At 73.5% G+C, this 24,210-nt stretch carries 24 protein-coding genes; 8 read left to right on the top strand and 16 right to left on the bottom strand.

Annotation, left to right across the window (positions count from 1 at the left end; all coding sequences use genetic code 11):
- Positions 1–112: 112 nt before the first annotated feature.
- The 3 genes from ACNF49_RS23920 to ACNF49_RS23910 form a co-directional block, all read right to left on the bottom strand.
- Entirely contained in the window at positions 113–979 is an 867-nt protein-coding gene (locus tag ACNF49_RS23920; RefSeq protein ID WP_357977468.1) for a CU044_5270 family protein, read from the bottom strand.
- On the bottom strand, positions 972–1,535 hold the full coding sequence (locus tag ACNF49_RS23915; protein ID WP_357977465.1) for an RNA polymerase sigma factor: 564 nt from the start codon (positions 1,533–1,535) through the stop codon (positions 972–974). The genes ACNF49_RS23920 and ACNF49_RS23915 overlap by 8 nt, the downstream gene beginning before the upstream one ends.
- A 154-nt stretch (positions 1,536–1,689) precedes the next feature.
- On the bottom strand, positions 1,690–2,520 hold the full coding sequence (locus ACNF49_RS23910) for a GDSL-type esterase/lipase family protein (protein ID WP_482945031.1): 831 nt from the start codon (positions 2,518–2,520) through the stop codon (positions 1,690–1,692).
- A 217-nt stretch (positions 2,521–2,737) separates the two neighbouring features.
- Here ACNF49_RS23910 and ACNF49_RS23905 point away from each other — a divergent pair, with 217 nt between their 5' ends.
- On the top strand, positions 2,738–3,973 hold the full coding sequence (locus tag ACNF49_RS23905) for an isochorismate synthase (RefSeq protein ID WP_357977459.1): 1,236 nt from the start codon (positions 2,738–2,740) through the stop codon (positions 3,971–3,973).
- Positions 3,974–3,979: 6 nt separating this feature from the next.
- On the opposite strand, the gene ACNF49_RS23900 is transcribed toward ACNF49_RS23905, so the two are convergent.
- A complete protein-coding gene (locus ACNF49_RS23900) occupies positions 3,980–4,600 on the bottom strand; it encodes a YigZ family protein (RefSeq protein ID WP_482945030.1) in 621 nt (206 codons plus the stop codon).
- Between the two features lie 135 nt (positions 4,601–4,735).
- Here ACNF49_RS23900 and ACNF49_RS23895 point away from each other — a divergent pair, with 135 nt between their 5' ends.
- The 3 genes from ACNF49_RS23895 (at position 4,736) to ACNF49_RS23885 (ending at position 9,770) form a co-directional block, all read left to right on the top strand.
- Positions 4,736–6,763: a hydantoinase/oxoprolinase family protein gene (locus tag ACNF49_RS23895; RefSeq protein WP_482945029.1), complete on the top strand. Its 2,028-nt coding sequence runs from the start codon at positions 4,736–4,738 to the stop codon at positions 6,761–6,763.
- A complete protein-coding gene (locus tag ACNF49_RS23890) occupies positions 6,760–8,424 on the top strand; it encodes a hydantoinase B/oxoprolinase family protein (RefSeq protein WP_482945028.1) in 1,665 nt (554 codons plus the stop codon). Before ACNF49_RS23895 ends, ACNF49_RS23890 begins: the two co-directional genes overlap by 4 nt.
- Before the next feature lie 125 nt (positions 8,425–8,549).
- Entirely contained in the window at positions 8,550–9,770 is a 1,221-nt protein-coding gene (locus ACNF49_RS23885) for a right-handed parallel beta-helix repeat-containing protein (protein WP_357977448.1), read from the top strand.
- A gap of 21 nt (positions 9,771–9,791) precedes the next feature.
- On the opposite strand, the gene ACNF49_RS23880 is transcribed toward ACNF49_RS23885, so the two are convergent.
- From ACNF49_RS23880 to ACNF49_RS23840, 9 genes are all read right to left on the bottom strand, one after another.
- Positions 9,792–11,297 carry a PucR family transcriptional regulator gene (locus ACNF49_RS23880; protein WP_357977445.1) on the bottom strand — a complete coding sequence of 502 codons (1,506 nt, stop codon included), beginning with the start codon at positions 11,295–11,297 and terminating at the stop codon, positions 9,792–9,794.
- On the bottom strand, positions 11,294–12,349 hold the full coding sequence (locus ACNF49_RS23875) for a DUF917 domain-containing protein (protein ID WP_357977443.1): 1,056 nt from the start codon (positions 12,347–12,349) through the stop codon (positions 11,294–11,296). The genes ACNF49_RS23880 and ACNF49_RS23875 overlap by 4 nt, the downstream gene beginning before the upstream one ends.
- Positions 12,346–13,287, bottom strand: a complete 942-nt coding sequence (locus ACNF49_RS23870; protein ID WP_482945027.1) for a hypothetical protein — start codon at positions 13,285–13,287, stop codon at positions 12,346–12,348. Before ACNF49_RS23870 ends, ACNF49_RS23875 begins: the two co-directional genes overlap by 4 nt.
- A complete protein-coding gene (locus tag ACNF49_RS23865; RefSeq protein WP_357977439.1) occupies positions 13,284–14,603 on the bottom strand; it encodes an MFS transporter in 1,320 nt (439 codons plus the stop codon). The genes ACNF49_RS23870 and ACNF49_RS23865 overlap by 4 nt, the downstream gene beginning before the upstream one ends.
- 177 nt (positions 14,604–14,780) lie before the next feature.
- On the bottom strand, positions 14,781–15,197 hold the full coding sequence (locus ACNF49_RS23860; protein ID WP_357977436.1) for a nuclear transport factor 2 family protein: 417 nt from the start codon (positions 15,195–15,197) through the stop codon (positions 14,781–14,783).
- Positions 15,198–15,285: 88 nt separating this feature from the next.
- A complete protein-coding gene (locus ACNF49_RS23855) occupies positions 15,286–16,245 on the bottom strand; it encodes an alpha/beta hydrolase (RefSeq protein ID WP_357977433.1) in 960 nt (319 codons plus the stop codon).
- Between the two features lie 108 nt (positions 16,246–16,353).
- Entirely contained in the window at positions 16,354–17,109 is a 756-nt protein-coding gene (locus tag ACNF49_RS23850) for an ATP-binding cassette domain-containing protein (protein WP_482945026.1), read from the bottom strand.
- A complete protein-coding gene (locus tag ACNF49_RS23845; RefSeq protein WP_357977427.1) occupies positions 17,106–18,146 on the bottom strand; it encodes an ABC transporter permease in 1,041 nt (346 codons plus the stop codon). The genes ACNF49_RS23850 and ACNF49_RS23845 overlap by 4 nt, the downstream gene beginning before the upstream one ends.
- A 40-nt stretch (positions 18,147–18,186) precedes the next feature.
- Positions 18,187–19,164 carry a sugar ABC transporter substrate-binding protein gene (locus tag ACNF49_RS23840; protein ID WP_482945025.1) on the bottom strand — a complete coding sequence of 326 codons (978 nt, stop codon included), beginning with the start codon at positions 19,162–19,164 and terminating at the stop codon, positions 18,187–18,189.
- Positions 19,165–19,294: 130 nt separating this feature from the next.
- Here ACNF49_RS23840 and ACNF49_RS23835 point away from each other — a divergent pair, with 130 nt between their 5' ends.
- On the top strand, positions 19,295–19,933 hold the full coding sequence (locus tag ACNF49_RS23835; RefSeq protein WP_357977421.1) for a TetR/AcrR family transcriptional regulator: 639 nt from the start codon (positions 19,295–19,297) through the stop codon (positions 19,931–19,933).
- Here the strand turns inward: ACNF49_RS23835 and ACNF49_RS23830 are convergent.
- Together ACNF49_RS23830 and ACNF49_RS23825 are read right to left on the bottom strand one after the other, a co-directional pair.
- Positions 19,930–20,775 carry an HpcH/HpaI aldolase/citrate lyase family protein gene (locus tag ACNF49_RS23830; RefSeq protein ID WP_482945024.1) on the bottom strand — a complete coding sequence of 282 codons (846 nt, stop codon included), beginning with the start codon at positions 20,773–20,775 and terminating at the stop codon, positions 19,930–19,932. The genes ACNF49_RS23835 and ACNF49_RS23830 overlap by 4 nt on opposite strands.
- Positions 20,772–21,959, bottom strand: coding sequence for a CaiB/BaiF CoA transferase family protein (locus ACNF49_RS23825; protein WP_357977415.1), 1,188 nt, complete (start codon positions 21,957–21,959; stop codon positions 20,772–20,774). Before ACNF49_RS23825 ends, ACNF49_RS23830 begins: the two co-directional genes overlap by 4 nt.
- A gap of 60 nt (positions 21,960–22,019) precedes the next feature.
- Here ACNF49_RS23825 and ACNF49_RS23820 point away from each other — a divergent pair, with 60 nt between their 5' ends.
- On the top strand, positions 22,020–22,673 hold the full coding sequence (locus tag ACNF49_RS23820; protein ID WP_357977412.1) for a GntR family transcriptional regulator: 654 nt from the start codon (positions 22,020–22,022) through the stop codon (positions 22,671–22,673).
- A 277-nt stretch (positions 22,674–22,950) separates the two neighbouring features.
- On the opposite strand, the gene ACNF49_RS23815 is transcribed toward ACNF49_RS23820, so the two are convergent.
- Complete coding sequence (locus ACNF49_RS23815) at positions 22,951–23,193, bottom strand: hypothetical protein (RefSeq protein WP_482945023.1); 243 nt, start codon at positions 23,191–23,193, stop codon at positions 22,951–22,953.
- 144 nt (positions 23,194–23,337) lie between these two features.
- Between ACNF49_RS23815 and ACNF49_RS23810 the strand changes: the two genes are divergently transcribed.
- Positions 23,338–23,508, top strand: coding sequence for a hypothetical protein (locus tag ACNF49_RS23810; RefSeq protein WP_482945022.1), 171 nt, complete (start codon positions 23,338–23,340; stop codon positions 23,506–23,508).
- Entirely contained in the window at positions 23,505–24,206 is a 702-nt protein-coding gene (locus ACNF49_RS23805) for an HAD family hydrolase (protein WP_357977406.1), read from the top strand. The genes ACNF49_RS23810 and ACNF49_RS23805 overlap by 4 nt, the downstream gene beginning before the upstream one ends.
- Positions 24,207–24,210 lie beyond the last annotated feature (4 nt).

Genomic DNA, 24,210 nt, shown 5'->3' with positions numbered 1-24,210 from the left:
GGCTCCCGGCGCATCACGACTCGTCCGCCCCCGGGCCTTCCAGCCCGGGGGCGGACGAGTGAGCAGGCCCGTCAGCGGCCGCACTCACCCGCGGGGCGCACGGAATCCCGCCTCAGCTCCGCACCGCAGGAAGCTGATCCGTCCACTCGGTGGTCACGGAGATGAAGTCGGCGCTGAACGCCGCGTCGCCGTCGTCGACGAGGACGAGGTTGGCCCGGACCACCCGGGCCGTCTCGGGATCGATGACCAGCTCGATGTCGCCACCACCGTCGGGGTTGGGAAAGCGCAGACGCTGGCCGCCTTCGACCGCGCCCGCGTTCTCCACCCCCGGTGTCGCGGCGAGCGCGCGGAACGCCGCCGAGCGGGCCTCCGCGGGCGTCGGCAGGTCGGTGATCAGCGCGAGCAGGGTGAGCGTGGGATCGCCGCGCAGCTCGGACGCGGACATGTCCCTCCCCTCGCCCTTGCGCGCGACGAGCCACGCCTTCAGCGCCTCCGGCTCCGTCGGCAGCCCTTCGAGCTCCTCGAAGCTCACCTTGGCGCCCTTGAGGCTGAGCGACTTCCAGGCCGGCGCCTGGATGACGGCGCCGGCGGGATCCCCCGGCACGGCCCTGGTCCAGCGCTTGCCGTCGCGCCGGGTCCAGCTCTCTATCGGCGGGGCGTCCGACCCGAGCCACCGACGCGTGACGTGCCAGTACGTCCCGGAGCCCTGGGGCGTACGTTCCGCGCTGACGGCGGCCATGAGCAGGACCTCCTTGCCCGTGACCGGTGCGCCGTCGTTCGTGGGCGCCCCCGTGGCGAGCACGACCGCCGCGACGGCACCGGCGGCGGCCAGAGCCACTCCCGGGACGAACCAGCCGGCACGCCGGCGCGCCCGGCCCGCCAGCGCCCTTCGCTCCAGGCGCTCCCTGCCGCGCGCGACCGCCCCGGCGGACGGCTCCGGCTCCTCCAGCAAGGTGGCGATCTCTTCCAGGTCATTCATGGGTGGTCTCCTTGTCGGTGAGGGCCTGGATCTTGGCGCGGGCCCGGCTGAGCCGCGACCCCACTGTGCCGAGGGAAATGCCGAGCGCCTGGGCGATCTCGAGGTAACTGAGCTGGCCCAGCGCCAGGAGCAGCAGCACGTCACGCTCGCCGCCGTTCAGCGAGGCGAGCGCCATGGCCAGGTACGGCTGCGCGGTCGCGGCGGTGACGACCCGGTTCTCGTGCCCTTCCACGACCGGCACGGGGTCCAGCCGGGCCAGCGCCTTGTACCGGCGGGCCTCCTTGTGGCGATGCCGGGCCACCAGGTTCGTGGCGATGCCGAGCAGCCAGGGCCGCAGGGCACCTCGTCCCAGGTCGAAGCGGTCACGCCGGTCGAACGCCAGCAGAAACGTCTCCGCCGCGATGTCCTCGGCCACCTGGGCGCCGAGGCGTCCCGCCACGTACCGGTAGACGTCATGGAAATACCGGTCATAGACGGCGGTGAACAGCTCAGGGTTGCGCCGGTAGCCGGCGACGAGGTCGGCGTCGGTCACCTGCTCGCCCACGTCGGCGGTCATGTGCCGGTGTCCGTCATGAGTGTGCCTTCCGGTGGGTGATCATCACTTTCACCCATCCTTCGCGGCGCACGCGGCATTTCTTCCCGCGCGCCGAGAGGCGGCCACTCACCGGGACCGGCGGCCCGGACCTACGAGATCTCTGCGGAGGACCGGGCTAGCGCGGGTCCTCCCAGACGAAGCCGTGCTCGAACGTCTGCTCGGCCAGCGCCTTCTGCCCGGCGAGGTTGGGGTGGAAGAAGTCCCACTTGCTGACGTGGTCGAGCGTGAACGGGAAGGAGAAGATCGCGCCCTCGTCGGTGTCGCAGGAGGGCCCCATCGCCGCGCACGCCAGCGCCGCCTCCTTGTTGTAGGCCATCACCCGCGCCCGCACCCGGGCCCGCCGCTCGACGTCGGCCTTCTTCGTCGAGGCCGGGTCGGCCAGCATGGTCTGGCAGATCCTGCCGACGGTCCAGAACGTACGGGCCAGCGGGTTGCCCTTGCCGACCTGCCACAACCGCCGCAGGTCGGGGACGCTGGCGATGAACACCCTGGCCTGCGGCATGCCGGCGCGCAGGGCCGACAGCGCGGCGTCCATGCGCCGGCGGTAGAGCGCGACCGGCGTCATCTCCCGCTCGGTGCGCTTGCACGCGTCCTGGGCGCCTATGAGGATCGTCACATAATCGGCCTTCGCCGCGATCGCCTGGTTGACCTGGCCGAGCAGCTCGGCGCTCGTCGAGCCGGGCACCGCGAAGTTCTCCCGCTGGAGCGTTCCAGCCAGGCTCCGCAGCCGGAAGTAGTGGCTGCCCACCTGCGAGTTGTCGCCGGCCGCCCAGGAACGGGCCGCGCAGGAGACGTACCAGCCGCAGGAGTTGAAGCCCGTGGAGATCGAGTCGCCCAGCGCCGCCATCGTCTCAGGGACGGGCTGAGCTGCGGCGACGGCCTGCGCGGGACCCGAGGCGGCCAGAACGAGGACGGCGGTGACGACTGGGGACAGACGACCGATCATGGCCCCAAGGTAGGGAGTGGATCAAGGTCGCACCATGACCTTCCGGCGAGGTCTGCCATTTCAGGACCGTCTTCGTATCGCCGCTTGACAGTGCGTCCGCGAGCGGGGCGCCCTCAATAAACGTCAAGATCCGGTTATTTCCTGGCTCGCGGGCAGTAACACCGCATTCACGGGGGTCCGAGTCGAACGTGTTCAGTTCCCGCATAGAGTGTCTTGAGTGAGTGTCGCGCTCGGAACAACCCGCCCGCTACCGGTTCGCACCACCCCTGTCGGCGACCCCGGTGACCTGCTGGCATCCCTCCCGAAGACGGCGCCCTACGCCTGGATCAGGAACGGCGAGGGCCTGGTGGGATGGGGCCAGGCCGCCCGCGTCGCCGTGCCGCCGGGCCCCGGCCGCTTCGCCTGGGCCCGCGAGTGGCTGCGCACCGTCCTCGGCGACGCGCCCGCCGACGACGCCGGACGCGCCCCCGGCTCCGGCTCCGGCCCCGTCGCCTTCGGCAGCTTCACCTTCGACGAGGACGCCCCCGGGTCCGTGCTCGTCGTCCCCCGCGCCGTGCTCGCCCGCCGCGGCGGCCGCGCCTGGCTCACCACCGTCGGCGAGGCCCCGCTGGAGACGTTCAGCCCCATCCGCGAGCCCGGCCGCATCAGCTACGGCGACGGCAGCCTCACCGCCCCCGAATGGGAGCACGTCGTCGCCCGGGCCGCCCGCCGCATCCGCGACGGCGAACTGGAGAAGGTCGTGCTCGCCCGCGACCTGCTCGCCACCGCCGAGCACCCCATCGACGTACGCCTGCTGCTGACCCGGCTGGCCCGGCGCTACCCCGAGTGCTACACCTTCTCCGTGGCCGGCCTCGTCGGCGCCACCCCCGAGCTGCTCATCCGCCGCACCGGGCAGGAGATCGAGTCCCTCGTCCTGGCCGGCACCACCGCCCGCGGCACCGGCGCGGCCGACGACGTCGCCCGCGGCGCCGCGCTGTTCGCCTCCCAGAAGGACCGCCACGAGCACGAGTGCGCCATCGCCTCCGTGCGCCAGACCCTCGCCCCCCTCTGCTCCTCGCTGCACACCCCCGACGAGCCCGAACTCCTCGTGCTGCCCAACGTCCAGCACCTGGCCAGCCACGTCACCGGGCGGCTGGCCGACGGCGCGTCCGTCCTCGACGTGGTGGCCGCCATGCACCCCACCGCCGCCGTCGGCGGCACCCCGACCGACACCGCCATCAAGGTCATCCGCGAGCTGGAGGGCATGGACCGCGCCGGCTACGCGGGCCCGGTCGGCTGGATCGACGCCCACGGCGACGGCGAATGGGGCATCGCCCTGCGCTCGGGGCTGATCGAGGGCAACCGCGCCCGGCTGTTCGCCGGCGGCGGCATCATGGGCAACTCCGACCCGGCCGCCGAGCTGGCCGAGGCCCAGGCCAAGTTCCGCGTCATGCAGTACGCCCTGGAGGGCTGAGCGGCCTCAGCCGGGCACGTGCACGCCCTCGCCCAGCTCGACGCGGGCCCGGCCGGCCGTCAGCGCGGCCACCCACTCGCCGAACGCCGCCACCTCGTCCTCCCCCACCGCCACCGAGAACGTCACCCCGGCCGCGTAGGTCACCTCGCGCAGCGCGTAGCGGGAGGCGCGCAGGTCGTTCTCCACCCGGCCGGCCTGGTCGTGGGCCACCGAGACGCTCACCAGCCTGGCCGGGACCATCCGCACCGGCTCCACCAGGTCGAGCGTCTCGGTCACCGCTCCCCCGTAGGCGCGCACCAGCCCGCCCGCGCCCAGCAGGACGCCGCCGAAATAGCGGGTGACCACCGCGACCACGTCGTTGAACCCCCGGCCGACCAGCGCCTGGACCATCGGCGTGCCCGCCGTGCCGCCGGGCTCGCCGTCGTCGTCGCCCTTCTGCAGCCGCCCGCCGATCACGTACGCGGTGCAGTTGTGGGTGGCGCCGGCGTGCTCGCGGCGGCGGGCGGCGATGAACGCGGCGGCCTCCTCGACGGTACGGGCGGGGGCCAGCGCGCAGACGAACCGGGAGCGGCGCACCTCGGTCTCGTGCTCGACGCCGGTCGCGAGGGTGAGGTACGACTGGGACACGCCCGCCAGGCTACCGCCTTTACGTTGTAGATTTTTGGACGGGTAGGCGGGGTTGAGCGTGATGCACGGGAGGCGCCCCTTCCCTGTGCAGGACGCCCATGATCGCGGCGCCGCCCCGCGCATACGGTGCGGCGCATGACCTATCGCGTCGCCATGGACATCGGCGGCACCTTCACCGACGTCGTCTGCTACGACGAGCGCACGGGGGCCGTCACCGCCTCGAAGGCGCCCACCACGCCGGGGGACCTGGCCGAGGGCGTGTTCGCCGCGCTCGGCCGGGTCGTGGACGACCCCGCGGCCATCTCCTTCTTCGTGCACGGCACCACGCAGGGACTCAATGCCCTGCTGGAGCGCAAGGGCGCGCGGGTGCTGCTGCTGGCGAGCCGGGGCGCCGGGGACGTCTACCGGATCGCCCGCGGCAACCGCGACCGCATGTTCGACCTGCGCTACCGCAAGCCGTCGCCGCTCGTGCCGCGCCACGACGTCATGGAGGCCGGCGGCCGCCTCGACCACCGGGGCCGCGAGCTGGAACCCCTCGACGAGGAGGTGGTGCGGCGGGCCGCGCGGCGCGCCCGCGCGGAGGGCTTCGACGCCATCGCCGTGTGCCTGCTGTTCTCCTTCGCCGACCCCGCGCACGAGCTGCGCGCGGGCGAGATCCTGCGGGCCGAGCTGGGCGAGGACGTGCTCGTGGTGCTCTCGCACGAGGTCGCGCGGGAGTGGCGCGAGTACGAGCGCACCTCCTCGGCGGTGCTGGAGGCCTACACCGGGCCGGTCGTGCGCAGGTACCTGGCCAGGATCGAGCGGCGCTTCGCCGAGCGCGGCCTGTCGGTGCCGGTGCACGTGATGCAGTCGTCGGGCGGGCTGGTCAACGCCTCGTACGCGATGCGGCGGCCGTTGCAGACCCTGCTGTCGGGGCCGGTCGGCGGCACGATGGGCGGCGTCGCCGCGGCCCGCATGCTGGGCCGGGAGAACGCGATCTGCGTGGACATGGGCGGCACCTCCTTCGACGTCTCGCTCGTGGTGAACGGGCGGCCCGACGTCAGCGCCGAGGCCCGCATCGAGGGCTACCCGGTGCTCATGCCCATCGTGAACCTGCACACCATCGGCGCGGGCGGCGGCTCGATCGCCTACGCCGAGGCGGGCGCGCTGCGCGTCGGCCCGGAGTCGGCCGGGGCCGTGCCGGGCCCGGCCTGCTACGGCCGGGGCGGCACCCGGCCCACCGTGACCGACGCGAACGTGGTGCTCGGCCGGGTGGACCCGGCCTGGTTCGCGGGCGGGCTGATGACGCTGGACGAGGAGGCGGCGGGCGCGGCCGTGGTCACGCTGGCGCGGGAGCTGGACCTGGACCCGCTGCGGCTGGCCGAGGGCATCTGCGACGTGGCCAACGCCAAGATGGCCCAGGCGATCCGCACGCTGACGGTCGAGCACGGGGTGGAGCCGCGGGAGTTCGCGCTGGTCGCCTTCGGTGGCGCGGGCGCGATGCACGCCGTGTTCATCGCCCGCGAGCTGGGCATCTCCGAGGTGGTCGTCCCGCGGTTCCCGGGGGCGTTCTCGGCCTGGGGGATGCTGGAGGCGGACGTGCGGCGGGACCTGACGCACCCGTACTTCCGGCCGCAGGACACGCTCGACGGCGACGACATGTCCCGAAATCTGGCGGCATTGGAGCGGGAGGCGCTGGAGGCGCTGGCCGGGCAGGGCGTGCCGGAGGAGCGGCGCCGCGTCGAGCACGCCGTGGACATGCGCTACGAGGGCCAGGACTACACGCTCACCGTGCCGCTGCGCGACGCCGCCGAGCCCGGCGAGCCGGGCTTCCTCGCCGCGGTCGCGGCCCGCTACGCCGAGGCCCACACCAGCCGGTACGGCCACGCCACCCCCGAGGCGCCGGTCGAGTTCGTCATGCTGCGCAGCACCGGGTTCGGCTCGTTCCCGCGCGCCGCCGCCGGGGCCGCCGAGCCGCGCGAGGAGACGTCCGGAGACGTCCGGGACGTGATCTTCGACGGGGTGGTGCACCGCACGCCCGTGTTGCGGCGGGCGGGCCTGTCCGGCTCGTTCGCCGGGCCCGCGATCGTGGTCGAGGAGACCGCGACCACGGTCATCCCGCCGGGCTGCCTGGCGGCCGTCGACGACAACGGTTTCCTCATCGTGAAGGTGGACGTCCAGTGATCGACCCAGTGATCGACCCGATGATCGACCCAATGATCGACGCCGTGACCACCGAGATCATCCGGTGCGCCCTGCTCCAGGCCGCCGAGGACATGAACACCACGCTGATCCGCAGCTCGTACACGCCGGTGATCTACGAGGCCAAGGACTGCGCGGTGGCGCTGCTCGATCGGGACCACAACGTGCTGGGGCAGTCGTCCGGCCTGCCGATCTTCCTGGGCAACCTGGAGGTGTGCACCCGCGAGACCGAGCGCATGTACGGCCGCGAGGTGTGGCAGGAGGGCGACGTGTGGGTGCTGAACGACTCCTACGTCGGCGGCACCCATCTCAACGACGTCACCGTCTACGGCCCGATCTTCGCCGGCGGCGAGCTGGCCGGGTTCGCCGCCTCGCGCGCCCACTGGCTGGACGTCGGCTCCAAGGACCCGGGCGGCTCGATGGACTCCACCTCGATCTTCCAGGAGGGCCTGCGGCTGGGCCCGGTGAAGGTGTACGCGGGCGGGCGGCCGTGCCGCGACCTGCACGAGGTGATCGCCCGCAACGTGCGCTTCCCGCACGCCACGCTCGGCGACATGCGGGCCCAGGTGAGCTGCGCGATGACCGGCCAGCGGCGGCTGCAGGAGATCGTCTCGCGCTGGGGCCTGGAGACGATCATGGCCGCCCGGGACGAGATCTTCGCCCAGACCGAGCGCATGGAACGCCAGGCCATCGCCGCGATCCCGGACGGCGTGTACGAGGCGTCCGGCTTCCTCGACAACGACGGCATCGACCTGGCCACGCCGCTGCCGGTGAACGTGCGCGTCACGGTGTCGGGCGAGTCGATGCACGTGGACCTGACCGACTGCGCCGACCAGGCCCGCGGGCCGGTCAACTGCGGCGCGGCGCAGGCCGTGGCGGCGGTGCGGGTGGGGTACAAGCTGCTGGTGTCGGGGGACGTGCCGCTGAACGGCGGCTCCTTCCGCCCGCTGAGCGTCGAGACCCGGCCGGGCTCGATGCTGGCCGCGCGCTCGCCGGCCGCCTGCCAGTACTACTACTCCCACCTCGGGCTGCTCATCGACCTGGTGGTCAAGGCGCTGGCCCCGGCGCTGCCGGGCAAGGCGGCGGCGGCCTCGTACGGGGACTCGATGATCGTGCAGTTCACCGGGACGGACCCGCGTACCGGGAAGTTGTACGTCTCCCAGGAGGCCACGGTCGGCGGCTGGGGGGCGTGGGAGGGCGGCGACGGCGAGTCCTGCCTGATCAACAACGTCAACGGCTCACTGCGGGACATGCCGATCGAGGTGCTGGAGACGCTGTTCCCGGTCCGGGTGCGCCGTTACGAGGTGCGCCCGGACACCGGCGGCGCCGGGCAGTGGCGCGGCGGCAACGGCGTGGTGCGGGAGTACGAGTTCTGCGGCGACACCTCGTTGTCGTTGTGGTTCGAGCGCTCGGTCACGCCCGCGTGGGGCCTGGCCGGCGGCGCGGCGGGCGCTCCCCCGCGGGTGACGCTCAACCCTGGCACGGCGGGCGAGCGCCGGATGCTCAAGGTCAACGCCCTGCCGGTGTCGGCCGGCGACGTGCTGCGCTGCGAGTCCGGCGGAGGCGGCGGCTACGGCCCGGCCGATCGCCGCGCCCCGTCGGCGCGGGCGGCGGACCTGGCCGAGGGCATGATCACGAACTGATCCGCATTCGACCGAAAAACGCACGGATTGTTCTCCGGTCTGTGAAGATGATCGACAACGCGGGGGCACGCGCAAGCCTGGGGAGGCTGTGTCCCCGTCATGACCATCTTCACGAGGGGACTCACATGACTGCGTTACGAACGCGCCTTCTCGCGGGCTCGGCCGCGCTCGCCGCGGGCCTGGCCGGTGTCGCCGTGCTGACGCCGGCCGCGCCCGCCTCGGCCGCCAGGGTGGAGGCCGCCTGCTCCGACGCCCCCGGCGACGCCGCCGCGATCCAGGCCGCCATCGACTCCTCCAAGGACGGCGACGAGATCGTCATCAAGGGGCCGTGCCTGATCAACGCCACGATCAGCCTGGCCGACCGGCGCACCTACCGGGGCGACGCAAAGGCCGGCACGGTACTCAAGCAGGCCGACGGCGCCAACCTGCCCGCCGTGCTGGCCTCCAAGGGCTGGCTGGAGGACACCGAGTTCAGCGGCGAGAGCGTGCGCGTCGAGCGGCTGACCATCGACGGCAACCGCGACCACAACACCGGCACGGTCGGCCTGCTGCTGCGGTCGTGGAACACCCGGGTCTACGACGTGGACATCTACGGCACGCCCTCCGACGGCATCCGCATCAGCAACCCGTCCAAGAACGGCACGACGCTGCGCAACACCATGGTCAACAGCGTCATCAGCGACGTCTACATCGAGGGCGCCGCCGAGGCCGGGATCCGCGTCGTCGACCCCGGCAACTCCGTCACCGACTGGACGCTGCAGCGCTCCTGGATCGGCTTCAGCGGCACCAACGCCATCCAGAGCGACAACGCGGCCGGCTGGACGATGAGCGGCCTGCACCTGTACGGGACGCCGAAGAACGCCATCGACGCCCACCGCTGCTTCGGCACCTCGATCCAGGACAACTACATCGAGGACTTCGGCGCCGAGAGCACGGCCGGCCAGACGTACTACGGCATCCGCTGCGACCTCCAGGGCGATGCCGCCACCACGATCACCGGCAACCGCGTGCACAAGTTCCTGCCGCCCCCGAACGCGCTGGCCGAGCTGCGCAAGGCCCGCCAGAGCGGTTCGGCGCCGCCCGAGCGCAAGATCGCCGCGACCGGCCCGCTCCCCGACGGCGTGGACTTCGTCTACCTGGCGCTGGACGCGGTCAACTACGGCGCGGGCCACGCCGCGATCACCGGCAACACCGTCGTCGGCCACGGCACCAAGCGCGAGACCGGCATCCTGCTGGCCAAGGGCGAGGGCGAGTCGATGTCGATCGCCTCCTCGGGCAACCTCCTCGACGGCGTCGGGAAGCGGCGCAAGGTCGGCGCGGGCGTCCGCCTCACCAGAGGTTACTGACCCGGCGACGCCGCCCCCGGCTCAGCGCAGCAGCACGTGACAGGCGAGCTGGAGCGCCAGGCGGGTGGCGGCGTCGTCCAGGTCGAAGCCGGCGGCCTTGATGCGGTCCAGGCGGGTGGTGACCGTGTTGCGGTGCACGCCCAGGCGTTCGGCGGCCTTGAGCGCGCCGCCCTCGTCCAGGACGGCGGCCAGCGTCACCAGCAGCGTGCCGTCCTTGTCGACGGCCAGCAGCGGCTGGAGCACGACGGTCGCCGGCGCGCGCAGCACCCCCGCCGGGAGCGCGCCGAGCAGCTCGGCCGGTCCCATCCGGTCGGCGCGGGCCACCGTGCCCGCGCCGGCCACGAACGCCGCCGCCTCGGCGCCGAGCAGCGACTCCCCCACCGCCTCCAGCCCCTCCACCGCCGCGCCCACCCCGGCCGCGCACGGCCAGGGCATGCCGTGCACGCAGCGTCGCAGGTGCTCGGCCAGCTCGCCGGGCGGCTCCGGCGACCACCCGGCCCACCCCTCGCCGCGCCGCAGCACCGGCACCTGGCCCAGCGCCGCGGTGACCAGCGCCTGCACCAGCGGCCCGTCGTCGGCCAGCGCCCCCATCGGGCGGACGTGGTAGGCGGTCAGCGTGCCGCGCACCCCCCATCCCAGCGCGACGGCCTCGGCCGGGGCCCCTTCCAGCCAGATGCCGCCGTCGCCGGCCGGTTCGTGGGCCGGCCGGCCCGCCGCGAGCAGCCGCCGGGCCAGCGCCGACTGCAGCGCGAAGTCGCGCGAGGCGCGCAGGCGCTCCTGGGCCGCCCACGCCGCCAGCGGGGCCACCGCCAATCCCAGGACGGTCCGCACCACCGCGGGCCAGCCGGGCGAACGCGACGTGCCGGCGGCCACCAGCGTCCCGAGCGCGGGGCCCTCCTGGCCGGGCACCTCGACCTCGGCCGCCCACCGGGACCCCGGCGTTCGGGCCGGCTCGTGCTCGCCCGGCGCGCGGGTGGCGCTCTGGCGGCCGGCGACGTGCAGGCCGTACCGGTCGAGGAAGGCCACCGACGTGCCGGGCAGCTCGGCGTTGAGCACCCCGAGCACCCGCCGCGCCGAGGGGCCCGCGTCGGCCAGCCGGGTCGCGCAGCGGGCGACGAGCTGGGTGCGGGCCGCCTCCGGTCTGGAGGCCGCCGAGGCGACCCGGACGGCGACGATCAGCGGGTCCTCGTCCACGAAGATCAGGGTCACGCCGAGCCGGTCGGCCAGCACCTCGCCCGACCCGGCGCTCAGGCCGCCCGACGGCGCGATCACGCAGGCCGCCGCCTGCTCCCAGGCCCGGCGCATGGCCATCTCGACCGCCCAGCCGCCGCCGGCCGCCGCCCCGATCAGCACGACCGCCGTGTGCGGCGTCACCGCGCCGAACACCGACAGGTCGTCCACGATGCGGACCTGGTGCACGGGGTTGTCGCCGCTGCCGTACATCCGGGCCCCGGCCAGCGGGCCGGTGTTGACCAGCTCCGCCACCGTGACCGGCGCCTCCCAGCCGGGCTCGCGCAGGCCGCTCACGGCGACTCCGCCCGCTGCTCGAAGGGGATCCCGAACGCCCGCAGCCCGCCCAGCGCGAGCCCCGCGTCCGTGTGCCAGACCGGCGCGGCCTTGACCACCATGACCTCCACCTCCATGCCGGGCGCCGCCTTGTCGACGTCCACGACCAGGCCGTCGGCGGACGAGATCATGCAGACCTGGTCCGGCGCCATCGCCACCGGCGCCCCGTCGGCCAGGGCGAGCACGATCTCGTTGTGCGCCTCCAGCCGGACGAGCCTGCGCAGGCCGCCCGTCTCCTGCACCACGATGCTGGAGGGCAGCGAGGGCATGGCCACGTCGGCGCCGTGCCCCGTACTGCCCTCGACGGCCAGGATGCGGCCCGCGCACAGCGTGCGCACCCCGTACGGGGCGGCCGCCGAGCGCGGCGCGCCGGGCACCCCGGCCGCCAGCAGCAGGCTGACCGTGCCCGGCACCAGCACCCGGGCCAGGTCCCGCGCCGCCATCGGGTAGCAGGCGGCCACCGCCCAACCGCCCACCGCCAGCACGACGGGACGCAGCAGCTCCTCCACCCGGCCGCCCGCGGTCTCCAGCAGCACCAGCTCCCCCGACGCCCCGGCCAGCGCCAGCGGGGTCGCGCTGAGCCCGCCCAGCGTGTACGTCGTCTGCTCCACCAGCGGGAACACCCGGCCCGTCCCGTCGCCGTCGACCAGCGGCACGCCCAGGGCCGCCGCGGCGACCAGCGGGATCAGCGCGTTCTCGGCCGCCAGGTTGAGCGCCGCCACGGCCCCGGCCCGCTCCCCCAGCCGCCGCTCCAGCGCCCGCACCGCCCGTACGGGCTCGTCGCCCGCGGGCAGCTGCTCGCCCAGCGCGGTCGTGGACCCGACCAGGCTGACCACCATGCACAACGTCCCCGGGTCCAGTTCGTGCGCCGCGGCCAGCTCGACGCCGTCGCCGAGCACCGACTCTGCCCAGGCCAGGGTGAGGCCGTAGGAGGACTCGCCCGCGCCCGTGGCGAACAGCCGCGACCCCGCCGAGAAGCGGCGCAGCTCATCGGGGCCGACGAGCCGGGTCACGGCGTCGCGCCTTCGGCCGTGACGCGCACCCGGTAGAAGCCGTCGGGCAGGTAGGACAGCGGGTTGACGGTGGTCTCGGCGATCCGGGCGAAGCCGGGGGCGGCGCCGGCGCTGACCACGCGGGTCAGGGCCTCGTCCCTGGCGTCCTGCAGCGCCCGGTCCAGCTCGGCCCGGCCGCGGGCCTGCACGATGCGCTCCACCTGGGCCTCGGGACGGGCGAGCGCCGCCCCGTAGGCCGCGGCCAGCAGGTCGTCGCCCGCGCCGCCGGGCTCGATCACCTCGAACGGCGCCGGGACGTCCGCCGTGGCCAGGGCGGCCCGGCCGCGGCGCAGGCTGGTCGTGCCGCCGCGGTCGCAGGCCCGCGGGTACCTGCGGAAGTAGTGCGCCGACACCAGGCCGCTGCCGGTGCGGGCGAAGAACACCGGCACCCCGGGCAGCTCCCGCGCCACCCGGTCGGCGATCCGGCCCGCCTCGGGGCCGAGTGCGGCGTTCCTGATCGCGTGCGCCTCGCGTTCCCGCAGGCCGGGGCGGCCGAACTCGTACGACAGCGTGATCCTGGCCGCGGGCACCTCGGCGGCGATGATCGCGGCCACCGCCAGCTCGTGGTCGGCCAGCATCGGCGACCCGGTCGCCGTCACCGCGAAGTCGACCAGGCCGCAGCCGGCGGCGAACTCGCGTACCGCGCCGGTGTCCAGCGGAGCCAGCGGGTGGCCGGTCAGGCTGTGCCCGCCGCGCACGATCGTGGCCACCCCCGGGTCGGCCACCGGCCGCAGCACCGGCGGGCACGGTCCGCCGACGCGGATCGCGGCCACCGGCGCGCGCGGCATCCCGTCGAGGTCGACCGCCACGCAGGCGCGGACGGCCCGCGACGGCGGCGCGCCGTCGCCGACGGCCACCACCGCCGGCGACGGCCCGTCCAGCGCGACGCCGAGGATCACTCCAGCTCGCGCCCTTCGGTCTCGGGCAGCGGCATGGCCAGCAGCGCCGTGGCCACCATGAACGCGTTGATCACCAGCATCGTCGCGGTGAACCCGGTGGCGTGGGCCAGCAGCGCGCCCACGGCCGACGGCGCGACCGTGGTGGCCACGAGCTGGGAGGCCGTGGCCCAGGAGTAGCCGGTGCCGCGCAGGGCGGTCGGGTAGAACTCGCCGTTCCAGGTGTTCCAGACGCCCCACGCGCCCAGGCTGAAGAATGACAGGACGAAGTTGCCCAGGTACAGGCCGGTCAGGCTGCTCGCGGTGGCGAACCACAGGCCGCCCAGCACGGCGGCGACGACGTAGAACAGGAAGACCTTCTTGCGGCCGAACCGGCCGGTCAGCAGGGACGCGCTCACGTACCCGGGGATCATCATCAGCGCGCTGAGCGCGGCGAAGCCGAGCGAGGCCGACAGCGACAGGCCCTTGGCCTGCAGCAGCGTCGGCAGCCAGGTCTGCAGCCCCCAGTAGCCCCAGTTGAAGACGAAGTTGAGCAGCAGCATGAGCACGGTGATCCGGGCCAGCCGGCCGCGGAACAGATCCAGGGGGTTGCCCGCGCGCTCGCTCGCCACCGTCCCGGCCACCGTGAATGTGGCCTCGGCGTCGGGGCTGCCCAGCACGCGCAGCACGGCCCGCGCCTCCTCCTGCCGCCCGCGGGCGGCCAGCCAGTATGGCGACTCGGGCACCCACGCCCTGATCGCGAACGCCCACAGCCCGGCCGCCGCGCTGGCGATGACCACGACGTGCCAGCCGAGCCCGCCGAGCGTCACCGAGGCGGCGATGGCCGCCAGCATGCCGATGGGCCAGCCGATCGACAGGTAGACCGCCGCCCGGCCCCGGTGCCTGGTCGGCAGCAGTTCCAGGAAGAGCGGGAAGGTGATCGTGTAGATTCCGGCCAGCGCGAGCCCGGAGCCGACGCGCAGCGCGACCAGGGTCGCCATGTTCGGCGCGAACGCCGAGGCGAGCGCGATCACGCCGTAGGCCAGCAGCGACCAGAACGCGGTCGGCCTGCGCCCGACGCGGTCGGCGAGCGGCCCCCAGACCAGCACGCCGGGGATCATGCCGAACGCCACCGCCGACAGCACGACGCCGATCCCGGCCTCGTCGATGCCGAACGCCGGCCCGAGGTCGCCGGCGACGTAGACCAGGGCGAGCTGCTCCCAGGACTCGATGACGAAGGCGATGAACAGGGCGAGCGCGATGAGCACGTGCCGGCGGGAGAACGGCATCCGGTCGAACGCCGCCCCGATGGGGAGCGTCGGTGCGTCGGTGGCGGTCATGCAAGCTCCTCGGAGGGGGGCGCGAAGTATTGCCGCACCATAGGGCCGTCCCCCTTCCGCCTCGGTGTGCGCGACGCCCGGCCGGGGCCGCCCCGGCTGTGCGCGGCGCACTGCCGGGGTCACTGCCCGGGTCACTGCCGGGACCGTCGCACGGCGCGCCCGCGCCCGTTCACGTCGTCAGGGCGTGTCCTCGCGCACGTCGTCCGTGTGTGTCCTGGTGCACGAGCTGAGCGTGTTCTCGTGCACGTGGACGATCTTCCACTCGCCGTCCACCAGACGCAGCACGCTCGTCGTCCGGACCAGTTCCGGGTCGCCGTGCTCGAAATCCACCTGCAGCAGGTACCGGGCCAGGGCGGTGTCGCCCCACACGTCCACGATCTCGTCGAAGGCCCGGACGGAGGTCTCCGCCGGGCCGTCCGACGGACGCGCGTCGCGCACTCTGTCGAGCTGCCGCCTGTTGGTGATCAGGCCGGGCTCGGCGGAGTCCCAGATCGTGGCCTCCGGGTGGAGGAGCCGGTCGATGCCCTGCCTGTCGTCTCGCGCGTAGGCGTCGTACATGCCGGTAATAACGGCCCAGACAGCGTCGCGTGCCACGCTTCCGTACTCCTTTGTCTTGGTGGAGAAACATGGTTCTTTCTCACCGTATGGGCAGCGTGGAACGCAGGCGTCTTTACGTTGTAGATCAGGGCCTCAGCCACTCGCGCAGCTTGGCGACCGCCAGGCTCATGGCGGCCTTGTTGGCGTTGGTGTCGCGCAGCAGGTCCACCATGGCGAAGTCGTGCACCATCCCCGCCAGCTCGACCGCCGTGACGTCGTTGCCCGCCTCTCGCAGCCGGGCCGCGTACGCCTCGCCCTCGTCCCGCAGGACGTCGGCCTGGCCGTTCAGCACCAGGGCCGGCGGCAGGCCGCGCAGCTCCTGGTCGCTCGCGCGCAGCGGCGAGGCGTGGCTCTCCGCGCGCTGCGCCGGATCTGTCGTGTACTGGTCCCAGAACCACTTCATGCCGTCCCGGTTGAGGTAGTAGCCCGTGGCGAACTGCTTGTAGGACCCGGTGTCGAAGTTCGCGTCCGTGACGGGGTAGAACAACACCTGGCCGAGCAGCCGCACGTCACCGCGCTCCTTGGCCATCAGCGTCAGCACGATCGACATGTTGCCGCCCACCGAGTCGCCGGCCACGGCCATGCGGGAGGGGTCCAGCCCCTTCTCCGCGCCGTGCTCGGCCACCCACTGGGCGGCGGCGTAGTTCTGCTCGATCTGCGTGGGGTACTTCGCCTCGGGCGCGCGGTCGTACTCGGGGAAGACGACGGCGGCGCCGGTCCGCACGGCCAGCTCGCGTACGAGCCGGTCGTGGGTGTGCGCCGAGCCGAACACCCAGCCCGCGCCGTGGATGTAGAAGACGACCGGCAGCGTGCCCGTGGCCCCCTTGGGCTTGACGATGCGCACCGGGACGATGCCCGTCGGGCCGCCCTGGACCTGGATCCACTCCTCGTCGATCTCCGGCTTGGGCACGCCCGGGTCGGACTGCAGCTTCTCCAGCACCTCGCGGCCCTGCTCGGGCGGCAGCTCGTAGATGAAGGGCCGCTTGGCGTTGGCGTCGGCGAACTCCTGCGCCGCCTTCTCCAGCACGATCTGCTTGCTGATCATCGTCGTCACGGTGGCCGCCCCGGGTCGTCAGTCGTCGTCCACCCCGTTCCTGCCTTGGCGCACCTCGATCCGATCGCCCGGTTCCGTCAAATTCCGATCAAGCGGCTCTCATTCGCGCCGGAGCTCGTGGTCCAGCTCCGCCAGCTCCGCGCCACCGGCCATCAGCGCGGTCAGCTCGTCCTTGCCGATGTCGGCCTTGGCGTACTCGCCCATGCCGGTCCCGCGGTTGAGCAGCAGGAACCGGTCGCCGACCGGGTAGGCGTGGTGCGGGTTGTGGGTGATGAACACCACGCCGAGCCCCCGGTCGCGGGCACGGGCGATGTAACGCAGCACCATGCCCGCCTGCTTGACCCCCAGCGCCGAGGTGGGCTCGTCCAGGATGAGGACGCGCGCGCCGAAATGCACCGCCCTGGCGATGGCGACCGACTGCCGCTCGCCGCCCGACAGCGTGCCGACGGGCTGGTCGACGTCCCGGATGTCGATGCCCATCGCGCGCAGCTCCTCCGCCGCCACCCGGCGGGCCCTGGCCACGTCGAAGGCCAGGCCCCTGCGAGGCTCGGAGCCGAGGAAGAAGTTCCGCCAGACCGACATGAGCGGGATCATCGCCAGGTCCTGGTAGACCGTGGCGATGCCGAGGTCGAGCGCCTCACGCGGGCTGGCGAAGCGCACCTCGGCGCCGTCCACCAGGTACGTCCCCGTGTCGTGCTGGTGCACCCCGGCCAGGATCTTGATGAGCGTGGACTTGCCGGCGCCGTTGTCGCCGAGCACGCAGGTGACCGAGCCCGCCTCGACGCCCATCGACACGCCGCGCAGGGCCAGCACCGAGCCGAACGTCTTGCCGATGTCGCGGGTCTGCAGGATCAATGCCGCACCTCCTCGGCGTAGCGCCGGACCATCCGGTTGGCCAGCGTGGCGAGCAGCAGCATGGCCCCGAGGAAGAACTTGAACCAGTCGGCGTCCCAGCCCAGGAACACGATGCCCTTGTCGGCCATGCCGAAGATCACCGCGCCGATGGAGGCGCCGACGGCGGAGCCGTACCCGCCGGTCAGCAGGCAGCCGCCGATGACGGCCGCGATGATGTAGATGAACTCCTGCCCGATGCCGATGTTGGCCTGGACGGAGGTGTAGCGCAGCGCCAGGATCGAGCCGACCAGCCAGGCGGCCACCGACGTGGTCATGAAGAGCGCGATCTTCGTCCGGGCGGCCGGCACCCCGACCGCCCGCGCGGCCTGCTCGTCGCCGCCCACCGCGAAGATCCAGTTGCCCGGCCTTGAGCGCATGAGCACCCACGTGGCCAGCGCGGTGATCGCGATCCACCACAGGATCGCCACCCGGAACGACGTGCCGCCGATCTGGATCGTCCCGGCGAGGAGCGCGCTGGCGCCGTCGAACCCGGCCGCCCGGCGCAGCCCGCCGACCTGCACGGTCCCGGTGATGGCCTTGGTGACGCCGAGGTTGACGCCCTGCAGCATGAGGAACGTGCCCAGCGTGACGATGAAGCTGGGCAGCTTCGTCCGGGTCACCACCAGGCCGTTGGCGAACCCGACGGCGAGCGCCACGACCAGCCCGGCCAGCATCGCCGGCCAGACGCCGAACCCGTAACGGGTGGCCAGCGTGACCAGGATCAGCCCGCTGGTGCCGGTCAGCACGCCCGCCGACAGGTCGAACTCGCCGCCGATCATGAGCAGCGCCACCGCGACCGCCATGATCCCGAGCGTGGCGGCCGGGTCGAGCCAGTTGGCGATCCCGGCCGGCGAGCGGAAGACCTCCGACTGCGCGGCGAAGAACGCGAACACCACGACCAGCCCCACCACGGCGCCGAGCTCGGGCCGGACGATCAGGCGGCGGGCCAGGCCGACCCGGGCGACCCGCTCGTCGGCCCGCGCGGGAGCGGCCGTCATCGGCGGCCCTCCCCGCCCCGGCCCTCGTCCCGGCGGCCGCTCATCGGGTGCCCGCCTCGGCCAGCTTGGCCACCTGCTCGGCGTTGTCCTTGGTGACGAACCCGGGCCCGGTGTTGACCGGCAGCCCGCCGCCGACGGTGTTGAGGTTGTCCTTGTAGAGCTTCAGGAACGTGATCGGCAGGTAGCCCTGCAGGTACTGCTGCTGGTCGACGGCGAACAGGATCTCGCCGTCCTTGATCGCGGCGACCACGTCGCCCGACAGGTCGAAGGTGGCGAGTCTGGCCTGCGAGCCCGAGTCCTTGATCGCGTCCCGGGCCGCCACGGCGACCGCCGGGTTGAGCGCGAGCACGCCGTTGACCTGCTTGTCCGACTGCAGCTTGGCGGTGACCTTGGAGGTGACGTCGGCCAGGTTGGCGACGTCCACCTGCAGGCGCTCGACCGTGCCGCCGAGGGTCTGCTCGGCGCCCTTGCAGCGCTGGTCGAGGCCGACGTTGCCGGCCTCGTGCACGACGCACAGCAGCTTGGTGACGCCCGCGGCCTTGAGCTGCTCGCCCGCGCCGCGCCCGGCGACGTCCTCGGACTGGCCGACGTGGGTGAGGGCGCCGAACGCCTTGGAGGAGTCGGCCCCGGAGTTGATGGTCACGACCGGGATCCTGGCCGCGACGGCCTTGCCGATGGCCTCCTTGAGCGCGTCGGGGTTGGCCATGGAGACGACGAGGCCGTCCACCTTCTCCGCGACGGCCTGGTCGATGAGCTGCGACTGCTTGGCCGGGTCGCCGTCGCCCTGGTAGGTGACCTTGACGCCGTACTGCTTGCCGGCGGCCTCGGCGCCGTTCTTGACCACGTCCCAGAAGGCGTCCCCGGCGCCGCCGTGGGTGATGACGGCGAAGCTGCCGCCGGCCGCCGGGGCGGCGGCCGAGCCGGGCGCGGCGCTCCGCGCGCCCGGCTCGGCGGAGGAGGAACAGCCGGTCAGGGCCAGTACGCCGGCCAGCGCCAGCACGATCGGGGTACGTCTCATCGAATACCTCCAAGACCAACGGGCTAGCCTGGTTCTACCGCACTGTGATCTCTTTGTATAGACATACGGACCAGCGCTTCGATCTTCACCGGAAGTAGAACGGAATCTTTCGTTCCCGTATGCTGAAGGCATGACCAGCGCACCCATGAGCGGCCGCAAGGCTCAGGCCGCCCGCAACGACGAGTTGATCCTCCAGGCGGCCAGAGCGGTCTTCACCGCCGATCCGGGCGCCCCCATCGCGGCCGTGGCCGAGAAGGCGGGCGTCGGGATCAGCGCGCTCTACCGCCGCTACCCCAGCAAGGAGGCGCTGCTGCAGAAGTTGTGCGGTGACGGGCTGAAGCTCTACGCCGCCGTGGCCCAGCGGGCGATGGACGACGAGGGCGACCCCTGGGAGGCGTTCGCCTCCTACCTGCGCGGCATCGTGGACGCCGACACCAACTCCCTGACGATCAAGCTGGCCGGCACCTTCCAGCCGACGGAGGAGCTCTACCACGACGCCGTCCACGCCGGCGACCTGGCCGCCCGGCTGCACCGCCGGGCGGTCGAGGCGGGCGTGCTGCGGGCCGACGTCACGGTGGCCGACATCGCGCTGCTGTTCGAGCAGATCGCCTCGATCAAGCTCGGCGACGAGGAGCGCACCGCCCAGCTCCGCCACCGCTACCTGACGCTGATGATGGACTCGCTGCGGGTGCCGCCCGCCCACCGCGACCTGCCCGGCCCGGCCCCGGCGGACGAGGAGCTGCAGGTCCGCTGGTACCCGTCCCGCTAGCCGTGCGCCGCCGGGCCCGCCGGGGCCGCGGGGGCGAGCCGGCGGGCCAGGTCCAGCACGCGGCGGGCCCTGGCGAGGACCGGGGCGTCCACGAAGCGGCCGTCGGGCAGGGCGACCGCCCCTGTGCCCGTGCCCGCCCGCTCGGCCGCCTCGACGATCTCGGCGGCCCGAGCCGTCTCCTCGTCGGTGGGGCGGAAGGCCCGCCGGATGGCCGGGAGCTGCGCGGGGTGGATGGCGGTCCTGCCGAACAGGCCGAGCGCGCGGCCGGCCCGGCAGGAGGCGAGGAGACCGTCCTCGTCCTTGATGTCGGGGTAGACCGACATGGGCACCGGCGGCAGGCCCGCGGCCGCGGCGGCCAGGACGACCTGCAGCCTGAGCTGGTTCATGGCGGTCTCGTCGGTGAGGGACAGCTCGGCGGCCAGGTCCTGCTCGCCCAGCGCCACGCCGGCCACCCGCGGGTGCGCGGCCACGGCGCGGGCCTCGACGATCCCGGCCGCCGACTCCAGCAGCGCGTACAGGGGGGCCGTGCCGGGCAGGGCGTCCAGCGCGGCGGCCGACTCGACCTTGGGCAGCCGTACGGCGTCGGCCAGCTCGCCCACGGCCGCCAGGTCGTCCAGGCCGCGCGCGGTCGTCACGTCGTTCACCCGGACGTGGATCCGCTGCCCCGCCTGCCTGGGCCCGCGCAGGTAGGCGACGGCGTGGGCGCGGGCGGCGTCCTTGGCGGCGGGCGCGACCGCGTCCTCCAGGTCGATGATGACGACGTCGGCGCCCGAGGCGACGGCCTTGGCGAAGCGCTCGGGACGGTCGCCGGGCACGTACAGCCAGGTGACGGGGGCGTTCACGCGATCACCCCGGCCTCGCGCAGGGCCGCGACGGTCTCGGCCGGATAGTCCAGCTCGCCGAGCACCTCGTCGGTGTCGTGGCCGAGCGGGCGGCCGGGCCAGCGGATCTCGCCGGGCGTCTCCGACAGGCGGAACAGCACGTTCTGCAGGGTGACCGTGCCCAGCTCCGCGTCCGGCAGCTCGACGAACGTGCCGAGCGCGGCGTACTGCGGGTCGGTCGCCAGGTCGGTGACGTCGTAAATGGGGGCGACGGCGGCCTGGGCCTCCTCGAAGCGGGCGATCACCTCGTCGGCGTCGCGCGCGGCGATCCAGGTGGCGACCGCCTCGTCCAGCTCGTCCACGTGCTGGACGCGACCGTGACCGCTGGCGAACCACGGCTGCTCGACCAGGTCCGGCCGCCCGACGAGGGTGACGACCCGCTCGGCGATGGGCTGGGCGCTGGTGGAGATCGCCACCCAGCGGCCGTCGCGGGTGCGGTAGGTGTTGCGCGGGGCGTTGCTGCTGGACCGGTTGCCGGTGCGCCGCGGCACCACCCCGAGCGCCTTGTACGCGGTCATCTGCGGCCCGAGCAGGCCCAGGATCGGCTCGATGATGGCCAGGTCGATCACCTGCCCGCGGCCGGTCGCCGCGCGGGCGTGCAGGGCCACCATGATCGCGTACGACATGGCCAGGCCCGCGATGCCGTCGGCCAGGGCCAGCGGCGGCAGGGTCGGGGGGCCGTCCGGCTCGCCGGTCATGGCCGCGAACCCGCTCATGGCCTCGGCCAGCGTCCCGAACCCCGGCTGCCCGGCCATCGGCCCGACCTGCCCGAACCCGGTCATCCGGGCCACGATCAGCCGCGGGTTGGCCTTGAGCAGGTCCTCGGGGGCCAGGTTCCAGCGTTCCAGGGTGCCGGGACGGAAGTTCTCGATCAGCACGTCGGAGCGCTCGGCCAGGCGGCGCAGGATCTCCTGGCCCTCGGCGCGGGAGAGGTCGACGGCGGCGGTGCGCTTGTTGCGGGACAACGACTTCCACCACAGGCCCACGCCGTCCACCGAGGCGCCGTGGCCGCGCGAGGGGTCGCCGCGTCGCGGGTGCTCGATCTTGATCACGTCGGCGCCGAAGTCGCCGAGCATCATCGCGGCGGAGGGACCGGCGAACAGCGTCGCCGCGTCGATGACCCGCAGGTCGGCGAGACTTGTCATAGTTTGTAAGTTATAAGAAATAAGTAATAGCCGCGACCGGCCGTGCGAGAGACTGGGGACATGACAGCCAGCGAGCCCACGCCGCCCATGAGCAAGGCCGAGTACGTCTACAGCGTGCTGCTGGACGAGATCCGCGGCGGCCGCATCCCGGGCGGCACCGCCCTGCGCGCCGGGGCCGTCGCCCGGCGGCTCGGCGTCTCGGTCACCCCCGTGCGCGAGGCGCTGCGCCGGCTGGAGAAGGACCGGCTGATCAGCTACGAGGCCCACCACGGCGCGACCGTCATCGACCTCGGCGACGACGCCCTGGCCGAGTACTACGGGCTGCGCGCGGTCGTCGAGGGCCTGGGGGCGCGGCTGGCCGCCGCCCGGATCACCGCCGACGACCTCGCCCGGCTGCGCGACCTGCACCGCGAGATGGCCGCCGACGCCGAGCAGGGCAGGCACGACCGGCTGGCCGAGCAGAGCAGCCGCTTCCACCTGCGCATCGTCGACATCGGCGGCCCGGCCTTCCTCGGCGCCCACGCCAGGTCGGTGCGCAACGGCGTCCCGGTGCCCGCCGAGGCGTCGCTGTGGCTCGACCCGGCTCAGGTCGGGCGGCAGCTCCAGGCGCACGAGCGGCTGCTGGCCGCCCTGGAGGCGGGCGACGCCGAGGCCGCCGAACGCGTCATGATCGACCACATCCGGCAGGCGGGCGAGTACCGCAAGCACCACTGATGACAAACATCATCGTTCACCACCGGTTCATTGATTCACCGTGACGGGTGTTGCACGATGAGTCACTCTGATGGTCTTGCCGCGACCCCGACGCCGAAGGAGCCGACACTGTGGCGGACGCGTGGACGCTCAATCCCGACTACCGCACCCCCCGGGTCCCCGCAGACCAGGCCACCGAACCAGGCCCCTGGCGCCACCCCGACGGCCAGGTGATGAACGGCGCCTACGAGCGCAGGCGTCCCAAGCGGCGCACCGAGGTCGTCACCGTCTGGTACGGCTACGCGCTGAGCCGCTGCCTCGGCCCCCGCATGCCGCGCTTCAGCAGCCCGCTGGTCTCGGCCTGGAACCCGGTGCTGGCCCAGGGCCTGAGCTGCGACCCGGGGTCGCCGACGCCGTACCGCGACGAGCAGTGGTGCGACCGCTGGATCGCCGAGGCCCTGCTGTACGGGCGCAAGCCGTACGGCACCTTCACCCTGCCCGCCGAGGAGGCGCTGCGCTGGTTCGCCAAGAGCGGCGGCACCGGCCTGGTCTACCGGGCACGCGCCGACGGCGCGGCCGTCAGGGTCGTGGCGGGCACCACCGAGCCCTACGAGCGGCTCTTCGACCTCGACTCCCTGATCGCCGACTACCACGAGGCCCTGCCCCCGAGCGGGCCGCGGCCGAGGTGGCGGCGCTGGAGTCGCATCGCGGCCTGTCCCCCGCCCTGGCCTACGTGCTGGGCGAGGACGCCGAGGCCCGCTTCGCCGGCGCGCCGCGCTCGGTGCGCGGCCTCACCCTGGGCTACCCGCCGCGCGAGACGGCGGCCCGCGTCGCCGCCGATATGCTCGCCGGGTGAGCGGCACCATCAAGGGCATCCTGTTCGACCTCGACGGCACTCTGCTCGACCATCGCGGCGCGGCCGATGCCGCGATCACCGCGTGGGCGTCGGAGCTGGTCCCCGGCCATTCCCGCCTGCCCGAGGTCGCCTCGCTGTGGGCGGCGCTGGAGATCCCCCACCTGGCCGCCTGGCAGGCCGGCGAGTGCTCGTGGCAGGAGCAGCGCCGCCGCCGGGTGCGCGCCCTGTGCCGGGAGCTGTCCGTCGAGGCGCCCGCCGACCTGGAGGCCGCCTTCGCGAGCTACGCCGACCACTACCGGCGCGGCTGGGCCGCCTACCCCGACGTGGCCCCGGCGCTCGCCGAGCTGCGCGGCTACACGCTGGGCGTCCTGACCAACGGCTCGCAGGGCGTGCAGGAGGCGAAGGTCCGCGCGCTCGGCCTCGACGTGGGCCCGGTGCTGACCGGCGAGTGCCTGGGCGGGCACTTCAAGCCGTCCGCCGCCTGCTACGCCGCGGCGGCGCGGGCCCTCGGGCTGCCGCCCGAGCAGGTGCTGCTGGTGGGCGACGACCTCGACAACGACGTACGCGGCCCGGCGGCGGCCGGCATGCCCTCGGTGTGGATCGACCGGCTGGGCGCCGAGGCGGCGCCGGCCGGATTCCCCCGCCTCACCTCGCTCGCCGGGCTGCCCGCGCTGCTCGCCACTCGCTATTTGTCTTGACATT

The organism is Actinomadura sp. ATCC 39365, from assembly GCF_054392275.1.
Note: the sequence above shows the minus strand (reverse complement) of the source record. Positions and strands in the feature narration are given on the sequence as shown.

What these genes read in the sequence shown, in the direction of transcription:
- ACNF49_RS23825 (WP_357977415.1), bottom strand. Translation starts at nt 21,959, where the DNA reads ATGACAAGTCTCGCCGACCTGCGGGTCATCGACGCGGCGACGCTGTTC.
- ACNF49_RS23895 (WP_482945029.1), top strand. Translation starts at nt 4,736, where the DNA reads ATGACCTATCGCGTCGCCATGGACATCGGCGGCACCTTCACCGACGTC.
- ACNF49_RS23845 (WP_357977427.1), bottom strand. Translation starts at nt 18,146, where the DNA reads ATGACGGCCGCTCCCGCGCGGGCCGACGAGCGGGTCGCCCGGGTCGGC.
- ACNF49_RS23840 (WP_482945025.1), bottom strand. Translation starts at nt 19,164, where the DNA reads ATGAGACGTACCCCGATCGTGCTGGCGCTGGCCGGCGTACTGGCCCTG.
- ACNF49_RS23915 (WP_357977465.1), bottom strand. Translation starts at nt 1,535, where the DNA reads ATGACCGCCGACGTGGGCGAGCAGGTGACCGACGCCGACCTCGTCGCC.
- ACNF49_RS23885 (WP_357977448.1), top strand. Translation starts at nt 8,550, where the DNA reads ATGACTGCGTTACGAACGCGCCTTCTCGCGGGCTCGGCCGCGCTCGCC.
- ACNF49_RS23820 (WP_357977412.1), top strand. Translation starts at nt 22,020, where the DNA reads ATGACAGCCAGCGAGCCCACGCCGCCCATGAGCAAGGCCGAGTACGTC.
- ACNF49_RS23920 (WP_357977468.1), bottom strand. Translation starts at nt 979, where the DNA reads ATGAATGACCTGGAAGAGATCGCCACCTTGCTGGAGGAGCCGGAGCCG.
- ACNF49_RS23835 (WP_357977421.1), top strand. Translation starts at nt 19,295, where the DNA reads ATGACCAGCGCACCCATGAGCGGCCGCAAGGCTCAGGCCGCCCGCAAC.
- ACNF49_RS23910 (WP_482945031.1), bottom strand. Translation starts at nt 2,520, where the DNA reads ATGATCGGTCGTCTGTCCCCAGTCGTCACCGCCGTCCTCGTTCTGGCC.
- ACNF49_RS23865 (WP_357977439.1), bottom strand. Translation starts at nt 14,603, where the DNA reads ATGACCGCCACCGACGCACCGACGCTCCCCATCGGGGCGGCGTTCGAC.
- ACNF49_RS23855 (WP_357977433.1), bottom strand. Translation starts at nt 16,245, where the DNA reads ATGATCAGCAAGCAGATCGTGCTGGAGAAGGCGGCGCAGGAGTTCGCC.